This is a genomic window from Enterobacter asburiae, assembly GCA_011754535.1.
In the GTDB taxonomy this organism is placed as follows: domain Bacteria; phylum Pseudomonadota; class Gammaproteobacteria; order Enterobacterales; family Enterobacteriaceae; genus Enterobacter; species Enterobacter cloacae_N.
In genome coordinates, this window is sequence record JAAQVN010000001.1 from 4,025,209 (window position 1) to 4,045,863 (window position 20,655).

General features: G+C 56.3%; 27 protein-coding genes. 19 read left to right on the top strand and 8 right to left on the bottom strand.

The features are described 5' to 3' along the window. The first annotated feature begins 274 nt into the window (after positions 1 to 274). A complete protein-coding gene (locus HBM95_19055; GenBank protein ID NIH45006.1) occupies positions 275 to 1,486 on the top strand; it encodes an MFS transporter in 1,212 nt (403 codons plus the stop codon). A 3-nt stretch (positions 1,487 to 1,489) separates the two neighbouring features. Here the strand turns inward: HBM95_19055 and speB are convergent, their stop codons facing one another. From speB to yqgB, 3 genes are all read right to left on the bottom strand, one after another. Beyond that, on the bottom strand, positions 1,490 to 2,410 hold the full coding sequence (gene speB / locus HBM95_19060; GenBank protein NIH45007.1) for an agmatinase: 921 nt from the start codon (positions 2,408 to 2,410) through the stop codon (positions 1,490 to 1,492). A 263-nt stretch (positions 2,411 to 2,673) separates the two neighbouring features. Then, the gene (gene speA / locus HBM95_19065) at positions 2,674 to 4,650 is read right to left on the bottom strand and encodes a biosynthetic arginine decarboxylase (GenBank protein ID NIH45008.1); all 1,977 of its coding nucleotides are present in this window, start codon (positions 4,648 to 4,650) and stop codon (positions 2,674 to 2,676) included. Between the two features lie 8 nt (positions 4,651 to 4,658). Beyond that, a complete protein-coding gene (gene yqgB, locus HBM95_19070; GenBank protein ID NIH45009.1) occupies positions 4,659 to 4,790 on the bottom strand; it encodes an acid stress response protein YqgB in 132 nt (43 codons plus the stop codon). Between the two features lie 103 nt (positions 4,791 to 4,893). Between yqgB and HBM95_19075 the strand changes: the two genes are divergently transcribed. Both HBM95_19075 and HBM95_19080 read left to right on the top strand, forming a co-directional pair. Beyond that, a complete protein-coding gene (locus HBM95_19075; protein NIH45010.1) occupies positions 4,894 to 5,010 on the top strand; it encodes a hypothetical protein in 117 nt (38 codons plus the stop codon). Between the two features lie 9 nt (positions 5,011 to 5,019). Continuing rightward, a complete protein-coding gene (locus HBM95_19080; GenBank protein ID NIH45011.1) occupies positions 5,020 to 5,085 on the top strand; it encodes a hypothetical protein in 66 nt (21 codons plus the stop codon). Between the two features lie 11 nt (positions 5,086 to 5,096). Here HBM95_19080 and HBM95_19085 read toward each other — a convergent pair whose 3' ends face one another. Beyond that, complete coding sequence (locus HBM95_19085) at positions 5,097 to 5,315, bottom strand: hypothetical protein (GenBank protein ID NIH45012.1); 219 nt, start codon at positions 5,313 to 5,315, stop codon at positions 5,097 to 5,099. A gap of 138 nt (positions 5,316 to 5,453) precedes the next feature. Between HBM95_19085 and metK the strand changes: the two genes are divergently transcribed. From metK to ruvX, 8 genes are all read left to right on the top strand, one after another. Further along, positions 5,454 to 6,608, top strand: coding sequence for a methionine adenosyltransferase (gene metK / locus HBM95_19090; GenBank protein ID NIH45013.1), 1,155 nt, complete (start codon positions 5,454 to 5,456; stop codon positions 6,606 to 6,608). A 360-nt stretch (positions 6,609 to 6,968) separates the two neighbouring features. Continuing rightward, positions 6,969 to 8,366: a galactose/proton symporter gene (galP, locus tag HBM95_19095; protein NIH45014.1), complete on the top strand. Its 1,398-nt coding sequence runs from the start codon at positions 6,969 to 6,971 to the stop codon at positions 8,364 to 8,366. 59 nt (positions 8,367 to 8,425) lie between these two features. After that, positions 8,426 to 8,923, top strand: coding sequence for a SprT family zinc-dependent metalloprotease (locus HBM95_19100; protein NIH45015.1), 498 nt, complete (start codon positions 8,426 to 8,428; stop codon positions 8,921 to 8,923). A 94-nt stretch (positions 8,924 to 9,017) separates the two neighbouring features. Beyond that, positions 9,018 to 9,725: a deoxyribonuclease I gene (gene endA / locus HBM95_19105; protein NIH45016.1), complete on the top strand. Its 708-nt coding sequence runs from the start codon at positions 9,018 to 9,020 to the stop codon at positions 9,723 to 9,725. A gap of 51 nt (positions 9,726 to 9,776) precedes the next feature. Beyond that, a complete protein-coding gene (gene rsmE / locus HBM95_19110) occupies positions 9,777 to 10,508 on the top strand; it encodes a 16S rRNA (uracil(1498)-N(3))-methyltransferase (protein ID NIH45017.1) in 732 nt (243 codons plus the stop codon). A 19-nt stretch (positions 10,509 to 10,527) separates the two neighbouring features. Next, complete coding sequence (gshB, locus tag HBM95_19115; GenBank protein NIH45018.1) at positions 10,528 to 11,475, top strand: glutathione synthase; 948 nt, start codon at positions 10,528 to 10,530, stop codon at positions 11,473 to 11,475. Between the two features lie 74 nt (positions 11,476 to 11,549). Continuing rightward, positions 11,550 to 12,110 carry a YqgE/AlgH family protein gene (locus tag HBM95_19120; GenBank protein ID NIH45019.1) on the top strand — a complete coding sequence of 187 codons (561 nt, stop codon included), beginning with the start codon at positions 11,550 to 11,552 and terminating at the stop codon, positions 12,108 to 12,110. Continuing rightward, positions 12,110 to 12,526 carry a Holliday junction resolvase RuvX gene (ruvX, locus tag HBM95_19125; protein ID NIH45020.1) on the top strand — a complete coding sequence of 139 codons (417 nt, stop codon included), beginning with the start codon at positions 12,110 to 12,112 and terminating at the stop codon, positions 12,524 to 12,526. The genes HBM95_19120 and ruvX overlap by 1 nt, the downstream gene beginning before the upstream one ends. A gap of 10 nt (positions 12,527 to 12,536) precedes the next feature. On the opposite strand, the gene HBM95_19130 is transcribed toward ruvX, so the two are convergent. Beyond that, positions 12,537 to 13,517 carry a type IV pilus twitching motility protein PilT gene (locus HBM95_19130; protein ID NIH45021.1) on the bottom strand — a complete coding sequence of 327 codons (981 nt, stop codon included), beginning with the start codon at positions 13,515 to 13,517 and terminating at the stop codon, positions 12,537 to 12,539. A 17-nt stretch (positions 13,518 to 13,534) separates the two neighbouring features. Between HBM95_19130 and HBM95_19135 the strand changes: the two genes are divergently transcribed. The 6 genes from HBM95_19135 to HBM95_19160 all read left to right on the top strand — a co-directional run bounded on the left by HBM95_19135 (position 13,535) and on the right by HBM95_19160 (position 17,251). Continuing rightward, on the top strand, positions 13,535 to 14,236 hold the full coding sequence (locus HBM95_19135) for a YggS family pyridoxal phosphate-dependent enzyme (protein ID NIH45022.1): 702 nt from the start codon (positions 13,535 to 13,537) through the stop codon (positions 14,234 to 14,236). 21 nt (positions 14,237 to 14,257) lie between these two features. After that, complete coding sequence (locus HBM95_19140; protein ID NIH45023.1) at positions 14,258 to 14,824, top strand: YggT family protein; 567 nt, start codon at positions 14,258 to 14,260, stop codon at positions 14,822 to 14,824. Next, positions 14,821 to 15,117, top strand: a complete 297-nt coding sequence (locus HBM95_19145; protein NIH45024.1) for a YggU family protein — start codon at positions 14,821 to 14,823, stop codon at positions 15,115 to 15,117. Before HBM95_19140 ends, HBM95_19145 begins: the two co-directional genes overlap by 4 nt. Positions 15,118 to 15,120: 3 nt before the next feature. Beyond that, positions 15,121 to 15,714, top strand: coding sequence for an XTP/dITP diphosphatase (locus tag HBM95_19150; protein NIH45025.1), 594 nt, complete (start codon positions 15,121 to 15,123; stop codon positions 15,712 to 15,714). Continuing rightward, complete coding sequence (gene hemW, locus HBM95_19155; GenBank protein NIH45026.1) at positions 15,707 to 16,849, top strand: radical SAM family heme chaperone HemW; 1,143 nt, start codon at positions 15,707 to 15,709, stop codon at positions 16,847 to 16,849. The genes HBM95_19150 and hemW overlap by 8 nt, the downstream gene beginning before the upstream one ends. Before the next feature lie 63 nt (positions 16,850 to 16,912). Next, a complete protein-coding gene (locus HBM95_19160) occupies positions 16,913 to 17,251 on the top strand; it encodes an endonuclease domain-containing protein (GenBank protein NIH45027.1) in 339 nt (112 codons plus the stop codon). Between the two features lie 82 nt (positions 17,252 to 17,333). Here HBM95_19160 and HBM95_19165 read toward each other — a convergent pair whose 3' ends face one another. From HBM95_19165 to trmB, 3 genes are read right to left on the bottom strand one after another with little or no spacing between them, the layout of a single operon-like run. Next, entirely contained in the window at positions 17,334 to 18,050 is a 717-nt protein-coding gene (locus HBM95_19165; protein NIH45028.1) for a DUF2884 domain-containing protein, read from the bottom strand. Between the two features lie 56 nt (positions 18,051 to 18,106). Further along, positions 18,107 to 18,433: a DUF469 domain-containing protein gene (locus HBM95_19170; GenBank protein NIH45029.1), complete on the bottom strand. Its 327-nt coding sequence runs from the start codon at positions 18,431 to 18,433 to the stop codon at positions 18,107 to 18,109. Then, complete coding sequence (gene trmB / locus HBM95_19175; GenBank protein ID NIH45030.1) at positions 18,433 to 19,152, bottom strand: tRNA (guanosine(46)-N7)-methyltransferase TrmB; 720 nt, start codon at positions 19,150 to 19,152, stop codon at positions 18,433 to 18,435. Before trmB ends, HBM95_19170 begins: the two co-directional genes overlap by 1 nt. Before the next feature lie 138 nt (positions 19,153 to 19,290). Here trmB and mutY point away from each other — a divergent pair, with 138 nt between their 5' ends. Both mutY and HBM95_19185 read left to right on the top strand, forming a co-directional pair. Further along, on the top strand, positions 19,291 to 20,349 hold the full coding sequence (gene mutY, locus HBM95_19180; protein NIH45031.1) for an A/G-specific adenine glycosylase: 1,059 nt from the start codon (positions 19,291 to 19,293) through the stop codon (positions 20,347 to 20,349). 26 nt (positions 20,350 to 20,375) lie between these two features. Further along, the gene (locus tag HBM95_19185; protein ID NIH45032.1) at positions 20,376 to 20,648 is read left to right on the top strand and encodes an oxidative damage protection protein; all 273 of its coding nucleotides are present in this window, start codon (positions 20,376 to 20,378) and stop codon (positions 20,646 to 20,648) included. Positions 20,649 to 20,655: the final 7 nt, after the last annotated feature.

A 20,655-nucleotide genomic window follows, 5' to 3' on the forward strand; every position in this document is an offset into this window, starting at 1 on the left:
AAGGATCACGAAAAAATGCAGCGATATGAAATTTTCATTATTGCGGCGTGATAAATACGATTTATTAATGCCCTCAACATTTCAATAAAAGATATTGACTTCTTTTCTTTTTGTTCCTTAAAAATAAAGCAGCGTCACATCCTTGTTGTTTCACCTGTGAAACTAAATTTTAATTTACCCTTAATAAACAATAAGTTTCACCAGTGAATCATTTTAGTTCCGTGACAATCACTTTGATAAAAATATAAATAAATGAAAACGTAAGGCGGGCATGATGACGGCAAGATGGCAAGGTACAATTGCACTGTTATTACTGATTATTATTTCCTACGTCGACCGGGTTAATATTTCGGTAATGATTTTAAACCCGGAATTTGCCGAACATTTTCAGCTAAATGAAAACAGAATGTTACAAGGCATGCTCATGACCTGCTTTCTGCTGGGTTATGGTTTTTCGGCTTTATTATTAACACCGGTTATTGAAAGCAAACTTCATTATCGGCAGGGGTTATTAGGCAGTATTGTGATTTGGGCCGCGGTCTGTGCGTTCTCTCCCCTGCTCGGCTCGCTGATGGGGATGCTTATCGCCCGCGTGATTTTGGGCATTGCCGAAGGACCGCTCTTTTCGCTGAAGACGCGTTTTATTAGCGATAACTTTGGCGCGGAAGAGATTGGCAAACCCAACGCCGTGACCGCGCTGGGCGTCTCGCTCGGGCTGGCCGTGGGCTTTCCGCTGGTCACCTGGCTGATCGCGCATCTGGGCTGGGCCGGGTCATTTTATGCGCTCGCGGTGATGAATCTGGTGCTGGGTGGCGGGCTTATCTGGCGCTTTCTGCCTGCGCCACGCAGTCCGGGGAAGATGAAAAAACCGGGGTTTATGAAGACGTTTACCCTGGCCTGGCAAACGCCACTGCTGGGCTGGATCCTGCTGGTTGAAATCGCCACGCTGAGCTATCTGTGGGGAAGCAGCGCGTGGCTGCCCGCATGGCTGCGTGACGAGCATCACTTCTCGCTGCATGCCACCGGCATGCTTGCGGCGATCCCCTTCCTGCTGAGCCTGGGCTCTAAGTTTCTGGGCGGCGTGCTGCTCGACAAAATGCGCCCGGAAAAGGCACCGGTGCTGTTTGTGGTGGGCGGAACGCTGACGGCGCTCTCCGTGGTGGCACTGATGCTAAGCCATCAGCCCGCATGGCTGGCGCTGTTTATGCTGTCCGCCAATGTCTTCTGGGGACTTCAGGGGGCCGCCATTCCTGCGGTGATCCAACATCACGCCGCGCGGGACGCCGTGGGCAGTACGTACGGCATTATCAATGGGATAGGCAATATCTTCGCGGCGTTTATTCCGCTGCTGATGGGGATGGTGATGAAATCGGTGGGGTCGGTCAGTTCTGGTTTTTCGGTGCTGGTCGTCTCGCAGGTCATTACCCTGCTCGCAGGAGGAATGCTGCTGCTGCGCATGCGTCGCGCAGCAGCAGTGAGCGCGTAAGGCTTATTCGCCTTTTTTCGCCGCCTGGATGTAAAGCATTTCCAGCGCCAGGGTCGCCGCGGCCAGCGCGGTGATCTCGGACTGGTCGTAGGCCGGTGCCACTTCCACCACGTCCATACCGACGATGTTCAGATCCTTCAGGCCGCGCACCAGCTTGATCGCGCGGTCTGACGTCAGGCCGCCGATGACCGGCGTACCGGTGCCAGGTGCAAACGCCGGATCCAGACAGTCGATATCGAAAGTCAGGTAAACAGGCATGTCGCCGACGATCTGCTTCACCTGCGCCAGAATATCGTCCACGCCGCGATCGTTAACCTGGCCCGCGTCCAGCACGGTGAAGCCGTTGTCTTTGTCAAACTCGGTGCGGATGCCGATCTGCACCGAGTGGTTTGGGTCGATCAGACCTTCGTTCGGCGCGGTGAAGAACATGGTGCCGTGGTCGAACTCGCAGCCGTTCGCGTAGGTGTCGGTATGCGCATCAAAATGCACCAGCGCCATTTTACCGAAGTGCTTCGCGTGGGCGCGCAGCAGCGGCAGGGTCACGAAGTGGTCACCGCCAAAGGACAGCATGCGCTTACCGGCGGCCAGCAGTTTTTCAGCATGGGCCTGCAGCTTTTCGCTCATCTCACGCGCGTCGCCGAAGGCGTACACCAGGTCACCGCAGTCCACGACGTTCAGGCGCTCGCGCATGTCGAAGTTCCACGGGAAGCGGTTGTGCTCCCAGGCCAGGTTAGTGGAAACCTGACGGATCGCCGCCGGGCCGTGACGACCACCCGCGCGGCCAGAGGTCGCCATATCGAACGGTACGCCGGTGATTACCCAGTCAGCGTCACTGTCGTACGGCTGGAAGTTCATCGGAAGACGTAAAAAACCAAACGCGTTAGATACCAGAGAGTTATCGTACTGATGACCTAAAGTGCTCATGTCCTGACCTCGTTTAAAGTCGATGCGTTAAAAACAGATGAAAAAAAATCCCCTCCGCGTCGTTAAACCCGACGAGGAAGGGATTGATTCGTAAATCGCTTATTGGGACGAATTATCGCCGGTAATGCATACGGGTTCAAGTGAGTATAGGGCATAGTGCGGTCTTTGCCCCTCACCCTAACCCTCTCCCCAAAGGGGAGAGGGAAATTGAACACCCTCTCCCCTTTGGGGAGAGGGCTGGGGTGAGGGGAAAGGCGGATGCCTTACTCGTCTTCCAAATACGTGTACCCGTAAAGACCCGCTTCAAACTCTTCCAGGAACTGCTGCTGGAGCGCGTCGTCCAGACCAGTGTTTTTCACCTGATCGCGGAACTGGGTAAGCAGGGTTTTCGGATCCAGCTGAACGTATTCAAGCATGTCCGCCACGGTATCCCCTTCGTCGGACAGCTCAACTTCCACGCTGCCGTCAGGGAATACAAACACGTCAACCGCTTCGGTATCGCCGAACAGGTTGTGCATGTTGCCGAGGATCTCCTGATACGCCCCGACCATAAAGAAGCCCAGCATCGGCGGGTTCTCCGGGTCGTACTCCGGCATTGGCATCGTCGTTGCGATACCGTCGCCGTCAACGTAGTGGTCGATAGCGCCGTCGGAGTCACAGGTGATGTCCAGCAGCACGGCACGACGTTCCGGCGCGTGGTTCAGCCCTTCCAGCGGCAGAACCGGGAACAGCTGGTCGATACCCCAGGCATCCGGCATCGACTGGAACAGGGAGAAGTTGACGTAAATCTTATCCGCCATACGCTCCTGCAGCTCGTCGATAATCGGACGGTGCGCGCGGTTGCTCGGATCGAGCTGTTTCTGCACCTCATGGCACATGTTCAGGTAGAGTTGCTCCGCCCACGCGCGCTCCTGCAGGCTGAAGGTGCCTGAAGAATAACCCACGTGAATATCATGCAGATCCATCTGGCTGTCATGCAGCCATTCGCGCAGGGAACGGCGCGTGCCCGGCTCATGCATCTCCTGCCAGGTTTCCCACATGCTTTGCAGGGAACGAGGGGCATCATCCTGCGGAGGCGTCGCTTCGGTGATTTCGCTGCGCTCAACGCCAATGATGTTAGAGACCAGCACCGTATGGTGGGCGGTGACCGCGCGGCCAGATTCGGTGATCACCGTCGGGTGCGGCAGGCCGTGCTCTTCACAGGCATCGCCAATCGCCCAGATGATGTTGTTGGCATATTCGTTCAGGCCGTAGTTCACCGAGCAGTCAGACTGCGAGCGGGTCCCTTCGTAATCCACGCCCAGGCCGCCGCCCACGTCGAAGCACTGAATATTTACGCCAAGCTTGTGCAGCTCAACGTAGAAACGGGCCGATTCGCGCACGCCGGTGGCGATGTCGCGAATATTGGCCATCTGCGAGCCGAGGTGGAAGTGCAGCAGTTGAATGCTGTCCAGACGACCGCGCTCGCGCAGAATTTCCACCAGCTGCAGCACCTGGTTCGCCGCCAGGCCGAACTTGGATTTTTCACCGCCGGAGGACTGCCATTTACCGGAACCCTGCGACGCCAGACGCGCACGCACGCCAAGGCGCGGGATGACGTTCAGACGTTCGGCCTCTTCCAGCACGATGGCAATTTCGGTCATCTTTTCGATAACCAGATAGACCTTATGGCCCATCTTCTCGCCAATCAGCGCCAGACGAATGTATTCACGGTCTTTATAGCCGTTACAGACGATCACCGAACGGGTCATGCCCGCATGCGCCAGCACAGCCATCAGTTCCGCTTTGGAGCCGGCTTCCAGCCCCAGCGGTTCGCCGGAGTGGATCAGGGATTCAATCACGCGACGGTGCTGGTTTACCTTGATCGGATACACCAGGAAGTAGTCGCCTTTATAGCCGTAGGATTCACGCGCGCGCTTGAACGCGGCGTTAATGGAACGCAGGCGATGTTGCAGGATCTGCGGGAAGCAGAACAGTGCAGGCAAACGCTGGCCCTGTGCTTCGCGGGCTTTCACCAGTTTGGCGAGGTCCACGCGCGCTTCAGGGACGTCCGGATCAGGGCAGACGCTGATGTGGCCCAGTTCATTGACGTCGTAGTAGTTATTGCCCCACCAGGCAATATTGTAAGTGCGCAGCATCTTGCTGGCTTCCTGGGAGCTCATCGCAACCTCCTGCATAGAACGTAGTACACCCTGTTCGCCCGCTGACGAAGGCGAAAAAGAAGACATGTCGTCAGACATAGCGAACCTCAACTCTTTGTATTAAGTGTAAAACAGTTGACTACTATCGCAGCGTTGTACGGCGATAACAACCCATAAACGGCTCCGTTTCCCAGCAGAGTATGCTGAAAACCAGACCGTGCGACCGGTTTCTTATTCATATCATTGTAAAACACGTATCCGAACTCTGTATGACAAGGTTCGGCGAAACCACGAGAAAACTCTTGTATTAACAAGAGCGCCCTTGTTCAGTTTTCACAAAGCGTGACCGGCCCTGGAATCCTGAGAAGCGCCGAGATGGGTATAACATCGGCAGGTTTGCAGACTAGAAATGCGGGTTGCGGGAATCAATTGCGCGCCAGAACGGCAGCGCTGAATTAGCGGAAAACGATGGTTCATTATCTCGTATCACCTCCACGGCCGCCTCTGCTGAAACGGACCCCAAGCCAAAGCTAAAAGTTCACTGCTTAACCCGGCTGGAAGTGGCGACACGATGAGGTCATCGAGCGCTTTTTTTGTATGAGCCGCGCGCCGCGTTTTATACCGAGAAGGGGGCTAAAAAGCAAAACAAAAATGCGCGGGTTGCCAGCGCCGTCAGGAAAAATTTCCAGCAGACATTTCAACGCAGTGAGAGATGAATCAAAAAAAACTGGAAATCGGGCGAAGAAGTGACCTAAAATAGCCATCCAGATGTTAATCCATCTATACTGATTAACACTCATACTGCCAGTGTCAAAAACCTGCAGGCCTTGGTAGAATTATCTCCTTTGGCTATTCCACACAGCAGCTTGAGCTAACCAAATTCCTCTTAGGTGAAATAAAACATGGCAAAACACCTGTTTACGTCCGAGTCCGTATCAGAAGGACATCCTGATAAAATTGCTGACCAAATCTCCGATGCGGTGCTGGATGCGATCCTGGCGCAGGATCCTAAAGCGCGCGTAGCGTGCGAAACCTATGTCAAAACCGGCATGGTTCTGGTTGGCGGTGAGATCACCACCAGCGCATGGGTTGATATCGAAGAGATCACCCGTAACACGGTGCGTGAGATCGGCTATGTGCATTCTGATATGGGCTTTGATGCCAACTCCTGCGCGGTACTGAGCGCCATTGGCAAACAGTCTCCAGACATCAACCAGGGCGTTGACCGTGCCGATCCGCTGGAACAGGGCGCGGGCGACCAGGGCCTGATGTTCGGTTATGCAACCAACGAAACCGACGTGCTGATGCCGGCACCTGTGACCTACGCACACCGTCTGGTGCAGCGTCAGGCTGAAGTGCGTAAAAACGGCACCCTGCCGTGGCTGCGACCGGATGCGAAAAGCCAGGTAACCTTCCAGTACGACGACGGCAAAATTGTCGGCATCGATGCGGTGGTACTGTCTACTCAGCATGCCGAAGATATCGATCAGAAATCCCTGCAGGAAGCAGTGATGGAAGAGATCATCAAGCCGGTTCTGCCGACCGAATGGCTGAGCTCCGCGACCAAATTCTTCATCAACCCAACCGGACGCTTCGTTATCGGCGGCCCAATGGGCGACTGCGGCCTGACCGGTCGTAAAATCATCGTTGATACCTACGGCGGCATGGCCCGTCACGGCGGTGGTGCGTTCTCCGGTAAAGACCCGTCTAAAGTTGACCGTTCTGCGGCGTACGCAGCACGTTATGTGGCGAAAAACATCGTTGCTGCCGGCCTGGCCGACCGCTGTGAGATCCAGGTTTCCTACGCCATCGGCGTGGCTGAGCCAACCTCCATCATGGTTGAAACTTTCGGTACCGAGAAAGTGCCTTCAGAACAGCTGACCCTGCTGGTGCGCGAGTTCTTCGACCTGCGTCCATACGGCCTGATTCAGATGCTGGATCTGCTGCATCCAATCTACCAGGAAACCGCGGCGTACGGTCACTTTGGTCGTGAACATTTCCCATGGGAAAAAACCGACAAAGCCGCTCTGCTGCGTGAAGCTGCCGGTCTGAAATAATCGACTGACGCGCGCTTTAGACAGGCCAGCCTTTGTGCTGGCCTTTTTTATATCGGGTGCCGGCCAAAAGCCGCGCGACTGGAACCGATTACACCGCACCGAATATATTCTGCTTTCAGAATATTCTCTTTGCATGATCGCCTTTCTTCTGCTGTTACATTTCCTTTCAGTTAAGTCTGAAATGTATTCTTTCGCGATGCATATCACCTCATTTACCTCTATATTTTCAAAGCTTTAATTTTATTTACGGTTACAGGTTAGTGTAACCGATTACACCAATGTGATTAATCTCACATCTTTTTATGGGTCGCTCACCTACCCTAAACATCAATAAAACTGATAACCCAACTGGAGGGCATAATGCCTGACAATAAAAAACAGGGGCGTACGTCCAACAAGGCGATGACATTCTTCGTCTGCTTCCTCGCCGCCCTAGCAGGATTACTCTTTGGCCTGGATATCGGCGTCATTGCCGGCGCTCTTCCCTTCATCGCAGACGAATTCCAGATTAACGCGCATACCCAGGAATGGGTGGTCAGCTCCATGATGTTCGGTGCGGCCGTTGGGGCCGTCGGCAGCGGCTGGCTCTCCTTCAAGCTCGGACGTAAAAAGAGCCTCATGATCGGTGCGATCCTCTTCGTCGCCGGTTCCCTCTTCTCTGCAGCCGCCCCTAACGTTGAAGTGCTTATCCTTTCCCGTGTGCTGCTGGGCCTGGCCGTGGGCGTAGCGTCATACACCGCCCCGCTCTACCTCTCTGAAATTGCGCCGGAGAAAATCCGCGGCAGCATGATTTCCATGTACCAGCTGATGATCACCATCGGTATTCTTGGTGCTTACCTGTCCGATACCGCGTTCAGCTACAGCGGCGCATGGCGCTGGATGCTCGGCGTGATCATCATTCCGGCCATTCTGCTGCTGATTGGCGTCTTCTTCCTGCCGGACAGCCCGCGCTGGTTTGCCGCCAAACGCCGCTTCGTCGATGCCGAACGCGTGCTGCTTCGCCTGCGCGATACCAGCGCTGAAGCGAAAAACGAGCTGGAAGAGATCCGCGAAAGCCTGAAGGTAAAACAGTCCGGCTGGGCGCTGTTTAAAGAGAACAGCAACTTCCGCCGTGCGGTGTTCCTCGGCGTGCTGCTGCAGGTGATGCAGCAGTTCACCGGGATGAACGTCATCATGTACTACGCGCCAAAAATCTTTGAGCTGGCGGGCTACACCAACACCACCGAGCAGATGTGGGGCACCGTTATTGTCGGCCTGACCAACGTGCTGGCGACCTTTATCGCCATCGGCCTGGTGGATCGCTGGGGGCGTAAGCCTACTCTGACGCTGGGCTTCCTGGTCATGGCGATCGGCATGGGCGTGCTGGGCACCATGATGCATGTGGGCATTCACTCTCCAACCGCCCAGTACTTCGCGGTAGGGATGCTGCTGATGTTTATCGTCGGGTTTGCGATGAGCGCCGGCCCGCTGATTTGGGTGCTGTGCTCGGAGATCCAGCCGCTGAAAGGGCGTGACTTTGGTATCACCTGCTCTACCGCGACCAACTGGATTGCCAATATGATCGTCGGCGCGACGTTCCTGACCATGCTCAACACCCTGGGCAATGCGAACACCTTCTGGGTCTACGCCGGTTTGAATATCTTCTTTATTGTTCTGACTATCTGGCTGGTTCCAGAAACTAAGCACGTTTCACTGGAACACATTGAACGTAACCTGATGAAAGGTCGTCCGCTGCGCGAAATCGGCGCACACGACTGATCCTCATTGCGGGAGGCGCCTCTTGCGCCTCCCCGCTTCCCGCTTTATGCTCTGCTCCTATGAAAGCTCCCCGTCTCCCCATCGCCATTCAGCAAGCCGTTATGCGCAGCCTGCGGGAAAAACTCGCTCAGGCGAATCTGAAGCTCGGCCGCAACTATCCTGAACCGAAGCTGGTCTATCAGCAGCGCGGTACCGCGGCAGGCACCGCCTGGCTGGAATCATACGAGATCCGCCTTAACCCGGTGCTGATGATGGAAAACCAGCAGGCGTTTATTGAGGAAGTGGTACCGCACGAGCTGGCGCATCTGCTGGTGTGGAAACACTTCGGACGCGTCGCGCCGCACGGGAAAGAGTGGAAGTGGATGATGGAGGCGGTGCTTGGGGTTCCGGCGCGCCGCACCCATCAGTTCGAGCTGGAATCAGTGCGCCGCAATACCTTCCCCTACCGCTGCCAGTGCCAGCAGCACCAGCTTACCGTCCGCCGCCATAATCGCGTGGTGCGCGGTGAAGCGACCTACCGCTGCGTCAAATGCGGCGAACCGCTGGTCGCGGAGTAATCGCCTGAACTTTCAGGAACTTTCCTGATCTGACTGATTGCATACGGGAACAACATTCGTTACGTTGCGGGCTCGTTTTGACACGGAGTGTAAGATGTCCCGTAATTTCTCTCTCGCGGTCGCTTTTCTGACGACGGCGCTTTCCGGCCAGGCAATGGCCGACGGTATCAACAGTTTTTCCCAGGCCAAGGCAGCAGGCGTGAAGGTGAACGCCGATGTGCCGGGCGATTTCTACTGCGGCTGCAAAATTAACTGGCAGGGCAAAAAAGGGGTCGTTGACCTTGAGTCATGCGGCTATAAGGTGCGTAAAAACGAAAACCGCGCCAGCCGCATCGAATGGGAGCATGTCGTTCCGGCCTGGCAGTTTGGCCACCAGCGACAGTGCTGGCAGGACGGCGGACGTAAAAACTGTGCCAAAGATCCGGTATATCGCCAGATGGAAAGCGATATGCATAACCTGCAACCTGCGGTTGGTGAAGTGAACGGCGACCGCGGTAACTTTATGTACAGCCAGTGGAACGGCGGCGAAGGCCAGTACGGCCAGTGCGGCATGAAGGTGGATTTTAAAGAGAAAGTCGCCGAGCCCCCTGCCCGCGCGCGCGGCAGCATCGCCCGCACCTACTTCTATATGCGTGACCGTTATGACCTCAACCTTTCCCGCCAGCAGACGCAGCTGTTCAACGCCTGGGACAAGCAGTATCCGGTGACGGAATGGGAATGCCAGCGCGACGAACGCATTGCCAGAGTCCAGGGGAATCATAACCCGTACGTCCAGCGGGCTTGCCAGGCGCAAAAGAGCTAACCTACACTACGGCAATTCGCTTATATCGCATGACATATGGAATTTTTGACTATGCGCATTCCCCGCATTTACCACCCTGAACTGATTACCGCAGGCCGCGAAATCGCCCTGTCTGACGACGCCGTTAACCACGTTGGCCGCGTGCTGCGCATGGGGGCAGGCCAGGCAATACAGCTGTTCGATGGCTCTAATCAGGTTTTCGACGCGGAAATCACGCGGGCGGATAAAAAAAGCGTGCATGTAAATGTCTTGCGCGGTGAAGTGGACGACCGTGAATCGCCGCTGCACATCCACCTTGGGCAGGTGATGTCGCGCGGGGAAAAGATGGAGTTCACCATTCAAAAATCCATTGAGCTGGGCGTAAGCCTCATTACGCCACTTTTTTCCGAGCGCTGTGGCGTTAAACTGGATGCTGAACGTCTGAATAAAAAGATCCAGCAGTGGCAGAAAATTGCCATTGCGGCCTGCGAACAGAGCGGCCGCAACCGAATCCCGGAGATCCGCCCGGCAATGGATCTGGAGGACTGGTGTGCAGAAGAAGAGAGCGGGCTGAAGCTCAATCTTCATCCGCGCGCCAGCGCCAGCATCAATACGCTGCCGCTGCCCGTCGAGCGCGTTCGGCTGCTGATTGGCCCCGAAGGTGGGCTGTCGGCGGACGAAATTGCGATGACGGCGCGCTACCAGTTTACTGATATTCTGTTGGGACCTCGCGTTCTGCGCACTGAGACAACGGCACTCACGGCCATCACCGCGCTACAGGTGCGGTTTGGCGACCTGGGTTGAAGTATTAACGGAGAAGAACATGATAAAGCTCGGCATCGTGATGGATCCCATCGCAAACATTAACATCAAAAAAGATTCCAGCTTCGCTATGCTGCTGGAAGCGCAGCGTCGCGGCTATGAGCTCCACTATATGGAGATGAACGATCTTTACCTGATCAACGGTGAAGCCCGCGCGCGCACCCGCATCGTTAACGTCGAGCAGGACTACGACAAATGGTACGAGTTTGGCACCGAGCAGGACTTTGCCCTGGCCGACCTCAACGTGATCCTGATGCGTAAAGATCCGCCGTTCGATACCGAATATATCTACTCCACCTACATCCTTGAGCGTGCCGAAGAGAAAGGGACGCTTATCGTCAACAAGCCGCAGAGCCTGCGCGACTGCAACGAGAAGCTCTACACCGCCTGGTTCTCTGACCTGACGCCGGAAACGCTGGTGACCCGCAGCAAAGCGCAGCTGAAAGAATTCTGGCAGAAGCACGGCGACATCATCATGAAGCCGCTGGACGGCATGGGCGGCGCATCTATCTTCCGCGTGAAGGAAGGCGATCCGAACATCGGCGTGATTGCCGAAACGCTGACCGAACTGGGTACCCGTTACTGCATGGCGCAGAACTATCTGCCTGCCATTAAAGATGGCGACAAACGCGTGCTGGTTGTAGACGGCGAGCCGGTGCCTTACTGCCTCGCGCGTATTCCGCAGGGTGGCGAAACCCGCGGTAATCTGGCGGCCGGTGGTCGTGGTGAACCCCGTCCGCTGACCGAAAGCGACTGGGAAATTGCCCGCCGCGTCGGCCCTACGCTGAAAGCCAAAGGCCTGATCTTCGTTGGCCTGGATATCATCGGCGATCGCCTGACTGAAGTGAACGTCACCAGCCCAACCTGCATTCGCGAAATCGAAGCGGAGTTCCCGATCTCGATCACCGGAATGCTGATGGACGCGATCGAAAAACGTTTACAGAAATAATCTGTGACAGCGCCCGGGTTTATCCCCATACTGGGCGCTGTCGCTTTTTAAACCAGGAAACAGTACCTCTGACAATGAATTTACAGCATCACTTTCTTATTGCCATGCCTGCTCTCCAGGATCCGATTTTTCGCCGCGCCGTGGTTTATATTTGTGAATACAATGAAGACGGCGCAATGGGCATTATCATCAATAAGCCGCTGGAAAACCTGCAGGTTGAAGGGATTCTGGACAAGCTGAAAATCTCGGCTGAAGAGCGCCTGCCGGAAATTCGGCTTGATAAACCGGTGATGCTGGGTGGACCTCTTGCAGAAGATCGCGGCTTTATTCTGCATACCCCGCCGGTTTTCTCGTCCAGCATTCGCATCTCCGACAACACCGTGATCACGACCTCGCGCGACGTACTTGAGACGCTGGGTACCGCAGAGCAGCCTTCTGAGGTGCTGGTGGCGCTGGGCTATTCGTCGTGGGAAAAAGGCCAGCTTGAGCAAGAGATCCTCGATAACGCCTGGCTTACCGCACCTGCGGACATGAATATTCTGTTTAAAACCCCGATAGCCGATCGCTGGCGTGACGCGGCAAAGCTGATTGGCATTGATATTCTGACCATGCCAGGCGTAGCGGGGCACGCCTGATGAGCGGAACACTTCTGGCCTTCGATTTTGGCACCAAAAGCATTGGCGTTGCCGTGGGTCAGCGCATCACCGGTACCGCGCGTCCGCTCACGGCCCTGAAGGCCAACGACGGCACGCCAGACTGGAATCTTATCGAACGTCTGCTCAAAGAGTGGCAGCCGGATGACGTTATCGTTGGGCTGCCGCTGAACATGGACGGCACGGAACAGCCGCTGACCGCCCGGGCGCGTAAGTTTGCCAATAAAATCCATGGCCGCTTTGGCGTCTCCGTGAAGCTTCACGACGAGCGTCTCAGCACCGTCGAAGCGCGTGCAGGCCTGTTTGAGCACGGCGGCTTCCGGGCGCTCAACAAGGGCAGCGTGGACTCCGCTTCAGCCGTCATCATCCTCGAAAGCTATTTCGAACAGGGCTTTTAAACGAAGGGGGCTACAGCCGCCCCTGTGCCCGTCTCTCCGCCAGGCTCTGGTCAAAGTTCTGCATTCCTGCCTGCTGGCCGGTTTGAATAATGCCGGGCAACTGCCACGTTTTTCCTTCACGAATAAGATTCGCCGCCGCTGCGGTGTTCACCAGCAGTTCATACAACGCGACGCGCCCGCCCTGCAGATCGGGAAGCAGCTTTTGCGCCAGCACCGCCCGCAGGCTGCCGGCCAGCTGGTTACGCACCGGATCTTTCTCCTGCGCCGGGAACGTATCGACCAGCCGTTCAATTGCCTGCGATGCCCCGCGAGTGTGGAGCGTCGCCAGCACCAGATGCCCGGTCTCCGCCGCCGTCAGCGCCAGGCGGATTGTTTCGCTGTCGCGCAGCTCACCCAGTAAAATAACGTCCGGGTCCTCGCGTAATGCACTGCGCAGCGCCTCCACAAATGATGGACTGTGCTGGCCTATCTCCCGCTGCTGAATCAGGCAACGTTCACTCTGGTATATAAACTCCACCGGATCTTCGAGCGTGAGGATGTGGCCGTCAGTATGGCGGTTGAGAAAATCGACCATTGCGGCCAGCGTGGTGGATTTGCCGCTGCCGGTCGCTCCCGTTACCAGAACCAACCCGTTGTCGCTGGACAAGAGTTCGGGAATGGCCCGCGGCACACCCAGCGAGGAAAGCTGCGGACAGGTGCGCGGCAACAGCCGCAGAGTGACGGATATCCCCTTCATCTGCTTAAACGCGCTCCCGCGCAGACGCTGGTCTTCCGCCACCGTCACGGCAAAATCGACCTGCCCGTTTGCCCACCAGGTTCCCTGCTGCTCGTCGTTGAGCCAGGCTTTCAACAACGCCCCGACATCAGGCGGCGGAAACGGCGCCGGTTCAAGGCGGCCTAATCTGCGCCAACGGGGTGGCGAATCACTGCACAGGTGTAGATCGGAGACGTTATGCTTTACACTAAGGGCCACAATTTCTTCCACATCCATAGACTACTCCTCGGAAAATGAACGACATTGCGCATAACCTGGCACAGGTTCGGGACAAAATCTCAGCCGCAGCAACGCGTTGCGGCCGTGCTTCAGAAGAAATTACGCTACTTGCAGTCAGCAAAACAAAGCCTGCGAGCGCCATCGCAGAAGCCATTGCGGCAGGCCAGCGGGCGTTTGGCGAAAACTACGTGCAGGAAGGCGTGGATAAAATTCGCTACTTCCAGGAGCAGGGTACTTCTGATCTGCAGTGGCACTTTATTGGCCCACTGCAGTCGAACAAGAGCCGTCTGGTGGCAGAGCACTTCGACTGGTGCCATACCGTTGACCGTCTGCGTATTGCCACACGCCTGAGCGACCAGCGCCCGGCAGAGATGCCTGCGCTTAACGTGCTGATTCAGATCAACATCAGTGATGAAAACAGCAAGTCCGGCATCGCCCTGAGCGAGCTGGATGCGCTGGCCGCAGAGGTGGCCGCCCTGCCTCGCTTAACCCTGCGCGGGCTGATGGCAATTCCGGCGCCTGAGTCAAGTTATGAAAGGCAGTTTGCCGTGGCACAGCAAATGGCTGTAGCATTTGAGGCGCTTAAAGCGCGCTATGAAACGGTAGACACGCTTTCACTGGGCATGTCGGATGATATGGAAGCCGCCATCGCGGCAGGCAGCACTATGGTGCGCATCGGCACAGCCGTTTTCGGTGCGCGCGACTACACCAAATAATAAGGAAACCTGAGGAACGCCATGAAGACGTTGACTTTCCTGCTCTCAACGGTCATTGAGCTGTATACGATGGCGCTTTTGCTACGCGTCTGGATGCAGTGGGCCCGCTGTGACTTTTACAATCCGTTCTCCCAGTTTGTCGTGAAAATTACGCAACCTGTCGTCGGACCGCTGCGCCGTATTATCCCGGCAATGGGGCCCATCGATAGCGCTTCGCTGCTGGTGGCGTTTATTCTGAGCGTGATCAAAGCCATCGTGCTGTTTATGGTCATCACCTTCCAGCCGATTATCTGGATTGCCGCCGTCCTGATTCTGATCAAAACCGTCGGTCTGCTGATCTTCTGGGTGCTGTTGGTTATGGCGATCATGAGCTGGGTGAGCCAAGGCCGTAGCCCTGTAGAGTACGCCTTGATTCAGCTGGCCGAGCCGCTGCTGCGTCCGATCCGCAACCTGCTTCCGTCTATGGGCGGCATCGACTTCTCCCCGATGATTCTGGTTCTGCTGCTCTATGTGATCAACATGGGGATCGCCGAGCTGCTTCAGTCTACGGGCGACATGCTGCTGCCGGGGCTGTGGATGGCGCTATGAGTGCAGTAAGCACCTGCGCTGACGGGCTGGTTTTGCGGCTGTATATTCAGCCGAAAGCCAGCCGTGACAGTATTGTCGGGCTGCATGGCGACGAGTTAAAGGTCGCCATCACCGCCCCGCCGGTTGACGGCCAGGCGAACGCGCATCTGACCAAATATCTGGCAAAACAGTTTCGCGTCGCCAAAAGCCAGGTCATCATTGAAAAAGGTGAACTTGGGCGACATAAACAGGTAAAAATCCTTAATCCGCAATCTATTCCGACGGAAGTCGCGGCTCTGACAGAACAGGACTAAACCATGCAGAAAGTTGTTCTCGCGACCGGTAATGCCGGTAAAGTGCGCGAGCTGGCCTCGCTATTAAATGATTTTGGGCTGGACGTAGTGGCTCAGACCGAGCTGGGCGTGGAGTCCGCCGAAGAGACGGGGCTGACGTTTATCGAAAACGCGATCCTGAAAGCGCGCCATGCCGCGCAGGTCACCGGCCTGCCCGCGATTGCCGACGACTCCGGTCTGGCCGTGGATTTCCTCGGCGGCGCGCCGGGAATTTACTCCGCACGCTATTCCGGCGTGGACGCCACCGACCAGCAGAATCTGGAAAAGCTGCTTGTCGCCCTGAAAGACGTACCGGACGAACAGCGCACCGCGCAGTTCCACTGCGTACTGGTCTATATGCGCCACGCGGAAGACCCGACGCCTATTGTCTGCCACGGCAGCTGGCCGGGCGTGATTACCCGTGAAGCGGCTGGCAACGGCGGCTTTGGCTACGACCCGATTTTCTTTGTCCCGACCGAGGGAAAAACCGCCGCGGAACTGACCCGCGAAGAGAAAAGCGCGATATCCCACCGTGGACGCGCGCTGAAACTGTTACTGGAAGCACTGCGTAATGGCTAATTTGCCGCCTCTGAGTCTTTATATTCACATCCCGTGGTGCGTGCAGAAATGCCCGTACTGCGATTTCAACTCGCACGCGCTGAAGGGCGAAGTGCCGCACGATGATTACGTTGCGCATCTGCTGGCCGATCTGGACGCCGATGTACCTTACGCACAGGGACGTGAAGTTAAGACCATTTTCATTGGTGGCGGTACGCCGAGCCTGCTGTCAGGCCCGGCGATGCAGACGCTGCTGGACGGCGTGCGTGCGCGCCTGAACCTGGCGGCGGATGCGGAAATTACGATGGAAGCCAACCCCGGCACCGTTGAAGCCGACCGTTTTGTCGACTATCAGCGTGCGGGCGTGAACCGCATCTCCATCGGCGTGCAGAGCTTTAGCGAACCAAAGCTAAAACGTCTGGGGCGCATTCACGGCCCGGAAGAGGCCAAGCGCGCGGCAAACCTGGCGACCGGGCTTAATCTTCGAAGTTTTAACCTCGATTTGATGCATGGCCTGCCGGATCAGTCGCTGGAAGAGGCGCTGGACGATCTGCGCCAGGCAATTGAACTGAACCCGCCGCATCTGTCGTGGTACCAGCTCACCATCGAGCCTAACACCCTGTTTGGCTCGCGCCCGCCGGTGCTGCCGGACGACGACGCGCTGTGGGATATCTTCGAGCAGGGTCACAGGCTTCTGACCGCTGCGGGCTATCAGCAGTACGAAACGTCTGCGTACGCGAAGCCGGGCTACCAGTGCCAGCACAACCTGAACTACTGGCGCTTCGGCGACTATCTGGGGATTGGCTGCGGCGCGCACGGCAAGGTGACCTTCCCGGACGGACGTATTCTGCGCACGGCTAAAACCCGCCACCCGCGCGGGTATATGGAAGGCCGCTACCTGGAGCGTCAGCACGACGTCGAAGCGGCGGATAAGCCGTTTGAGTTCTTTATGAACCGCTTCCGCCTGCTGGAAGCCGCCCCGCGCGCGGAGTTTGCGCTGTACACCGGGCTACCGGAGTCGGTGATCCGCCCGCAGATCGACGAGGCGCTGGCGCAGGGGTATCTCACCGAGAGCGAGGAATACTGGCAGATCACCGAACACGGCAAACTGTTCTTAAACTCCCTTCTTGAGCTGTTCCTCACCGAAGATTCCTGAAGGCTGATTCAGGATTTTGCATCCCGTTCTGCCGGCTGAGGGAAAGGCTGGCAGAGTGTGGGGATGGAAAAATCAAAACAACTCCGCAAACAAATGACGCCCGAAGAATTACGCCTCTGGTATTTGCTCAGAGGTCGTCGTTTCTTTGGGTATAAGTTTCGCCGTCAGATGCCGATCGGAACCTATATCGTCGATTTTGCCTGCTTTAAGGCGAAACTGATCGTTGAGCTGGATGGAGGACAACATCAGGGTGAAGAGGACTATGATTCACGTCGTACCGCGTTTTTGAATACGAACGGATGGGAAGTCGTACGGTTCTGGAATAATGAATTCAGGGCTAATGAGGAGGTGGTGTTGATGGCTATTCTGCAACGACTGCAATGCCTGATGCCCTCACCCTAACCCTCTCCCCATGGGAGAGGGAACGATTACACCCTCTCCCATGGGGAGAGGGCTGGGGTGAGGGGCCCAGCGCGCAGAGATCTTACTTAAGCGTCCCCACCAGCGCCTTCCGGCTGTCTTCCAGCGACACCACACGTTTACACACGTCTTTGCCGAACTGCTGGAAATCATTTTCCTGGTTCTTCCACTCGTTCTGAATCGAGGTCTGCAAGCCGCCCAGGCTGCCCAGCACGCCCTGCAGCGGGTTACCGCCGCCTTTCAGCACGGCTTTCGCCCCCATCTCATTGATGCTGTCCTGCAGGATGCCGCCCATGGCCTGATTCACCAGCTGCTGCCCGTCAGCACGGACCTGATCGATCGCCTTGTAGTGGAACGTCAGACCGTCGGTGCGCGTCTCGATAATGCGGTTCATCTGCTCTTTAAGCTGCTTATCGAGCTTCGTCAGGCGGGTGCGCATGTTGCTGCTCTCCCCCACCTCTTTGGTGATGATTTTATCCAGCGCGACGCGGCTTTTCTCAACGCGCGTCAGCGCGCCTTCATTAATCCACGGCAGCGCGGTACGCAAATCGGCCTGGTAGTCTTTCGCCTGCTCGCGCTGTGCGGCAGTCAGGGTGTACTGTTTGCCGTTAAAGGTGACGTTCCCTTCCGGCGTAATCACCAGATTGCCGTTTTCGCCTTTGACCTGCACGGTTTGCGGGCTTAACACCACGTCATCACGCGGGGTGACGCTACATTGATAATCCGCATGGGCGGTGAATCCGGTTGCCATCAAAGCAACAGCCAGCAACGTTTTGCGCATCTTAAACACTCCCTCAGACAAAATGGGCCAGCTAATGCTGGCCCCTTACTGCTTTATTAGTCCCACCAAACGTCGAAAAGTTCGCTGACGCGAACATCTTCCAGCTTGTGGTCCTCAAGCCATTTACGTACCAGCACCTGATGTTCTTCGGTGCATTTACCCACTTCCTGGGTGCAGATCAGACCTTCCCAGGCCAGATAGCCGCTACCGTCGAAGGCCAGTTTGTTTGGCTCGATCACCTCGTTGATGAACGCATCCACGTCCTGATCGATCTGCTCAACGCTGGTGCCTTCCGGGAAACGCCACGCAACGGAGAAGCCCACTTCCTGGAATTCTTCGATGTGCATCTTTTTACGCAGACGACGGCTACGATTCTTTGCCATTATTTCACCCTCTCGAACATTAAGTCCCATACACCGTGACCAAGACGATGGCCACGCTGTTCAAATTTCGTTACCGGACGCGAGTCCGGACGCGGTACATAGTCGCTGCTCGCAGACTGGTTTTTATACCCATCCAGCGATGACATCACTTCCAGCATATGTTCCGCATAAGGTTCCCAGTCGGTCGCCATATGGAAGACGCCGCCCAGTTTGAGCTTGCTTTTTACCAGCTCGGCAAACGGTGCCTGAACGATACGGCGTTTATTATGACGTGCTTTGTGCCACGGGTCAGGGAAAAAGAGCTGAACCATGGTTAAAGAATTGTCAGGAATCATTTTATGCAGCACTTCCACCGCGTCGTGACACATGACGCGCAGGTTCTCAACGCCCTCTTCATGGGCGGTTGCGAGACAGGCGCCCACGCCCGGGGAGTGCACCTCAATACCGAGGAAGTTCTGCTCAGGACGCGCCTTCGCCATGGCCACCAGCGAGGCGCCCATCCCAAAGCCGATCTCCAGCGTGACGGGCGCGTCGCGACCAAACAGCTCGGCAAAGTCCAGAGGCTGCTCGCTGAACTCAACGCCCATCACCGGCCAGTAGTTGTCCAGCGCGTGTTGCTGACCTTTTGTCAGGCGGCCCTGACGGCGGACAAAGCTGCGAATACGGCGCAGCGGGCGACCGTTTTCATCAAATTCCGGTGAAATGACGTCGTTTTTCATAAAAGAGTTGTCTGCTTGTGAGAATGTTCGGGAAACGGGCATTATCCAAAGTTAAGGCTTCTATGCAAGCATGGGAAAGATCCGGTTTACAGCAGATTGACGCTGTGCTGCAATCTGCGTCCCTGATTATGCGAATCGATGACCATGCAAGCCTCTCAATTTTCAGCCCAGGTGCTGGACTGGTACGACAAATACGGGCGTAAAACCCTGCCCTGGCAAATTGAAAAAACGCCGTACAAAGTATGGCTCTCCGAGGTGATGTTGCAACAAACGCAGGTCGCCACAGTGATCCCTTACTTCGAGCGTTTTATGGCGCGCTTCCCGACGGTGACCGATCTGGCCAACGCCCCGCTGGACGAGGTGCTGCACCTGTGGACCGGTCTTGGCTACTACGCCCGGGCGCGTAACCTGCACAAGGCCGCACAGCAGGTCGCGACGCGCCACAACGGCAAATTCCCGGAAACCTTCGACGAGGTGGCGGACTTACCCGGCGTCGGGCGTTCAACCGCGGGCGCCATTCTCTCCCTGTCTTTAGGCAAGCATTTCCCGATCCTCGACGGCAACGTGAAGCGCGTGCTGGCCCGCTGTTATGCCGTCGACGGCTGGCCGGGTAAGAAGGACGTTGAGAAACGTCTTTGGGAAATAAGTGAAACGGTCACCCCGGCCAACGGCGTCGAGCGTTTCAACCAGGCGATGATGGATCTCGGCGCAATGGTCTGCACGCGTTCAAAACCTAAGTGTGAACTCTGCCCGGTAAACAACCTCTGCGTGGCCTACGCCAACCATTCATGGGCGCAGTATCCAGGTAAGAAACCCAAACAGACTCTGCCGGAGCGCACGGGCTATATGCTGCTGATGCAGCACGGCGACGACGTGTTCCTTGCCCAGCGTCCGCCGAGCGGTCTGTGGGGTGGTCTATACTGCTTCCCACAGTTTGAAAATGAAGACTTGCTGCGTGAGTGGCTTCAAAAGCGCAGGATTGCTGCCGATAACCTGACGCAGCTGACCGCGTTTCGCCATACCTTCAGCCATTTCCATCTGGATATTGTCCCGATGTGGCTTCCCGTGTCCTCATTCACCTCGTGCATGGATGAAGGCACCGCTCTCTGGTATAACTTAGCGCAACCGCCATCAGTCGGGCTGGCGGCTCCCGTAGAGCGCCTGTTACAGCAATTACGTGCCGGTGCAATGGTTTAGCATCGACAAGAAAAAGAGGAATGAGTATGGCCAGAACGATTTTTTGTACTTTCCTGCAGCGCGACGCTGAAGGCCTGGATTTCCAGCTTTATCCGGGGGATCTGGGCAAGCGCATCTATAACGAGATCTCCAAAGAAGCCTGGGGACAGTGGCAGAAAAAGCAGACCATGCTGATCAACGAGAAAAAGCTCAGCATGATGAACCCGGAGCACCGCAAGCTGCTGGAGCAGGAGATGGTGAGCTTCCTGTTCGAAGGTAAAGACGTGCACATCGAAGGCTATACGCCGCCGGAAAAATAACAGCGTG